Origin of the sequence: Oceanibaculum sp. (assembly GCF_022449305.1) — a bacterium.
Lineage (GTDB): Bacteria > Pseudomonadota > Alphaproteobacteria > Oceanibaculales > Oceanibaculaceae > Oceanibaculum > Oceanibaculum indicum.
Genome location: NZ_JAKUSO010000113.1, coordinates 1 through 4,324, shown reverse-complemented (window position 1 = coordinate 4,324; position 4,324 = coordinate 1). Strand labels below are relative to the sequence as shown.

The window sequence follows — 4,324 nt, the reverse complement described above, 5'->3', positions numbered from 1 at the left end:
CGCGGATCGCCGTCAGTACCCGACCCAGTTTCGAGCGGATGATATAACGGCACAGCAGGTAGGCCCCCAACAGGGCGATGCCAGAGGCCACGTAGATGGCCAGCCGCGTGGAGGGCTCTTGTAGCGGGAAACCGAGGAGTCGCTTGAAGTCAGTGAGGCCGTTGTTGCCGCCGAAACCGGTGTCGTTGCGGAAGAAGAGCAGCATCAGGGCGAAGGTCATCGCCTGGGTGATGATCGACAGATAGACGCCGGTGACGCGCGAGCGGAAGGCGAACCAGCCGAGCGCGAAGGCCAGCGCGCCGGGCACCAGCACCACCATGATTGCGGCGAACCAGAACTGGTCGAACCCGTACCAGTACCAGGGCAGCTCCTTCCAGTTCAGGAACACCATGAAGTCCGGCAGTTCCGGATGGGCATAGACGCCGCGCGTGCCGATCTGGCGCATTAGATACATGCCCATCGCGTAGCCGCCCAGCGCAAAGAAGGCGCCATGCCCCAGCGAGAGGATGCCGCAATAACCCCACACCAGATCGATGGAAAGCGCCAGCAGCGCGAAGCACAGATACTTGCCGACCAGCGAGACGACATAGTTCGGCACATGCAGCGGGTGGCCCGCCGGCAGCAGCAGATTCAGCGCCGGCACCAGGATGCCGACCCCCAGGACGATGGCCAGGAAGATCAGCCCGCCACGGTCCAGCCCGCGCACGAGGAAACCGCCCTTCATTGTTCCCCGGGTCATTGCTCAACCGCCCGGCCCTTGAGGGCGAATAGCCCGCGCGGACGCACCTGGATGAACAGGATGATGAAGACCAGCACCAGGATCTTGCCCAGCACCGCGCCCGCATAGGGCTCCAGGAACTTGTTCACCACGCCCAGCGTGAAGGCGCCAACCAGCGTGCCCCACAGATTGCCGACACCGCCGAAGATGACGATCATGAAGCTGTCAATGATGTAGCCCTGCCCCAGATTGGGGCTGACATTGTCGATCTGCGACAGTGCCACCCCGGCCAGCCCGGCCACGCCGGACCCGAGGCCGAAGGTCATCGCATCGACCCAGGGTGTGCGGATGCCCATGGAGGCCGCCATGCGGCGGTTCTGCGGCACCGCGCGCATCTGCAGGCCCAGCGGCGTCTTGCGCAGCATCAGCATCAGCGCGACGAAGACGATCAGCGCGAAGATGACGATCCACAGCCTTCCATAGGTCAGCGAGATCTGGCCGAGATCGAAGGCGCCGGACATCCAGGACGGGTTGCCGACCTCGCGGTTGGTCGGGCCGAAGATGCTGCGCACCGCCTGCTGCAGCACCAGCGACAGCCCCCAGGTCGCCAGTAGAGTCTCCAGCGGCCGGCCATAGAGGAAGCGGATGATGCCGCGCTCGATAGCGATGCCGATGGCACCGGCCACCAGGAAGGCCAGCGGCAGCGCGATCAGCACCGAAACGTCGAACAGATAGGGAAAGGAGGTGCGGATCACCTCCTGCACCACATAGGTCGTGTAGGCGCCGATCATCACCATCTCGCCATGCGCCATGTTGATGACGCCCATGACGCCGAAGGTGATGGCAAGGCCGATGGCTGCCAGCAGCAACACGGAGCCGAGCGAGATGCCGTAGATCGCGTTCTGCAGCACGCCCCACCAGCGCAAATTCGCCTGGATTTTCTGCGCCACCGCCTGGGCGGCCTCGGCCACCGCCGGGCTGGCATTCGCCGAGACCTGGCCCAGCAGCGCCAGCGATTCGCGGCCGCCGCGCCGTTCGATCACCTGCAACGCCGCCAGCTTGATCTCGTCGCTGGCGCTGCCAGCCAGCTGGATCGCGGCCTTCGCCTCCTCCAGCGCGCGGCGGACGGCGGCGTCGCTTTCGGCGGCCAGCGCCGCCTCCACCGTCTCCAGCGCGTTCTCGTCGCGGCTCTTGTACACGGCCTCAGCGGCCGCCATGCGGATTTCGGGTTTCGGGCTCATCAGCGTCAGGGTGCCAATGGCGGCGCGAACGGCCCGGCGCAGCCGGTTGTTCACGCGGATGCGCTCATAGGCGCCGGAAGCTTCTGTGCCCAGACTTTCGCCGGTCAGCGGGTCAGTCAGGGCCAGGTTGCCGCCGCTCTCCTGTGCGATCACCACCTTGCCGTCGGCCTTCGCGGTATAGAGGTTGCCATCGCCCAGCGCGGCCAGGGCCGGCACCGCCTCGCTGGCGCCGCTGGCGGCCAGCGCATCGACCGCCTTTTCCAGCTCGCTGTAGCCCTTGGCATCACCCAGCGCCTGGATCAGGGCAGCGAGATCGGCCTGTGCCGATGCGGGCGGAGAGGACGCGACGAGCCCGCACAGCAGCACGGCCATCGCATACACGAAGTGACGCAGCACCAGCGCCTCCCGAGGCTTGTTCTTTGATCTTTTGGCGGGAGAGACGGCCGACGGCGCTGCCGCCGGCCTCTCCATGCTTACGTCAAGGCGTCAGCTCGCGCCGCCGCACTTGCCGGTCTTGACGTTGAAGTTGCCGCAGGACATCGGCTTGCGCCAATCGGAGATCAAATCCTTGCTGTCCGGCAGGAAGTCGGACCATTCGTCGCCGACCACCAGGCCCGGCGTGGACCAGACGGTGTCGAACTGGCCATCGGCCTGCACCTCGCCGATCAGCACCGGCTTGGTGATGTGGTGGTTCGGCATCATCGCCGAATAGCCGCCGGTCAGGTTCGGCACGGACACGCCGATCAGCGAATCGATGACCGGGTCGACGTCCACGGTGCCGGCCTTCTCAACCGCCTTCACCCACATGTTGAAGCCGATATAGTGCGCCTCCATCGGGTCGTTGGTGACGCGCTTCGGATTCTTGATGAAGGTCTGCCACTTCTTGATGAAGTCCTTGTTCTCCGGCGTGTCGATGGACATGAAATAGTTCCACGCCGCCAGATGGCCGACCAGCGGGCCGGTATCGATACCGGCCAGTTCCTCCTCGCCGACCGAGAAGGCGACGACCGGGATATCCTCGGCCTTGATGCCCTGGTTCGCCAGCTCCTTGTAGAACGGCACGTTGGCATCGCCATTGATGGTCGAGACCACAGCGGTCTTCTTGCCGGCCGAGCCGAACTTCTTGATCTCGGCGACGATCGACTGCCAGTCGGAATGACCGAACGGCGTGTAGTTGATCATGATGTCGGAAGCGGCCACGCCCTTGTCCTTGAGGTAGGTCTCCAGGATCTTGTTCGTGGTACGCGGATAGACATAGTCGGTGCCGGCCAGCACCCAGCGCTGCACGCCTTCCTGCTTCGCCAGGTAATCGACCGCCGGGATCGCCTGCTGGTTCGGTGCGGCGCCGGTATAGAACACGTTGCGCGAGGATTCCTCGCCCTCATACTGCACCGGATAGAACAGGATGCCGTTCAGCTCCTCGAACACCGGCAGCACGGATTTGCGCGACACGCTGGTCCAGCAGCCGAACACGGCGGCAACCTTGTTCACGGTCAGCAGCTCGCGTGCCTTCTCGGCGAACAGCGGCCAGTCGGAAGCCGGATCGACGACCACCGCCTCGAGCTGCTTCCCCAGCAGACCGCCCTTGGCGTTCTGCTCCTCGATCAGCATCAGCATGGTGTCCTTCAGCGTGGTCTCGCTGATCGCCATGGTCCCGGACAACGAATGCAGAACGCCGATCTTGATCGTGTCCTCGGCCTGGGCCGAGCCGGCGGTAATCGCGGCCGCGGCGAAAGCGCCCGCGCCGATCATGTTACGCAATATATGAGTCACGTCTAAAATCCCTCCAGACAGTGATTGTTGTTGCACCGGAGGAGGACATCGCAAGCGCCGTGCCAAATCCGGCGGTACGGCGAATCTTGGTTAACAACGTGAACGGAATCAGGACGTTAGGTGATTAAGCTTTCGGCGAAAGTAAGATTTTAATAGCCACCAGCAACACTAATTTGCAAGAAAATTAAGCATAAATCATTAAACGCCTAAAAACTTATCATATTTCGAGTGCACCCCAAGGCGCTTTCTTGATGATACGCCGCAAACCCAGCAAGAACACACCATGGCGGGCCACGGCCCACCGCAGGGATTGTTGTTGCACCAAACCACAATCCCGAAGCCCCGGGAGCGAGCCATCGCATCCGGGGCTTTTTGATGAGGGGGGAGTGAATTTTGGCGGTCTTAAGCGCTGGCTCTAGCCTTCGCCGCCCACTCGCGGAAACCGCAGCACCAGCAGCTCCAGCCCTTCCGCGCCGGCTTCGATCGCCACCGCACCTTCGTCGGCGGAGGCGAATTCCACCGCCAGTGGGCCGTATACCTCATCGTCGCGGGTCAGCCCGCCGGTCAGCACGACGTGATACTGGCCGCCGCC

At 63.6% G+C, this 4,324-nt stretch carries 3 protein-coding genes; all 3 read right to left on the bottom strand.

Features of this window, described 5'->3' with window-relative positions:
* Positions 1-724 (bottom strand): ABC transporter permease subunit (locus MK313_RS17885; RefSeq protein WP_416054153.1); only part of this gene is annotated, 724 nt, incomplete at its 3' end.
* A gap of 11 nt (positions 725-735) precedes the next feature.
* A complete protein-coding gene (gene urtB / locus MK313_RS17880) occupies positions 736-2,355 on the bottom strand; it encodes an urea ABC transporter permease subunit UrtB (RefSeq protein ID WP_287783537.1) in 1,620 nt (539 codons plus the stop codon).
* A gap of 90 nt (positions 2,356-2,445) precedes the next feature.
* Entirely contained in the window at positions 2,446-3,711 is a 1,266-nt protein-coding gene (gene urtA, locus MK313_RS17875) for an urea ABC transporter substrate-binding protein (RefSeq protein ID WP_287783539.1), read from the bottom strand.
* Between the last annotated feature and the right edge of the window lie 613 nt (positions 3,712-4,324).

Coding starts and splice junctions, on each gene's coding strand:
- urtA (WP_287783539.1), bottom strand. CDS start 3,711: ATGATCGGCGCGGGCGCTTTCGCCGCGGCCGCGATTACCGCCGGCTCG.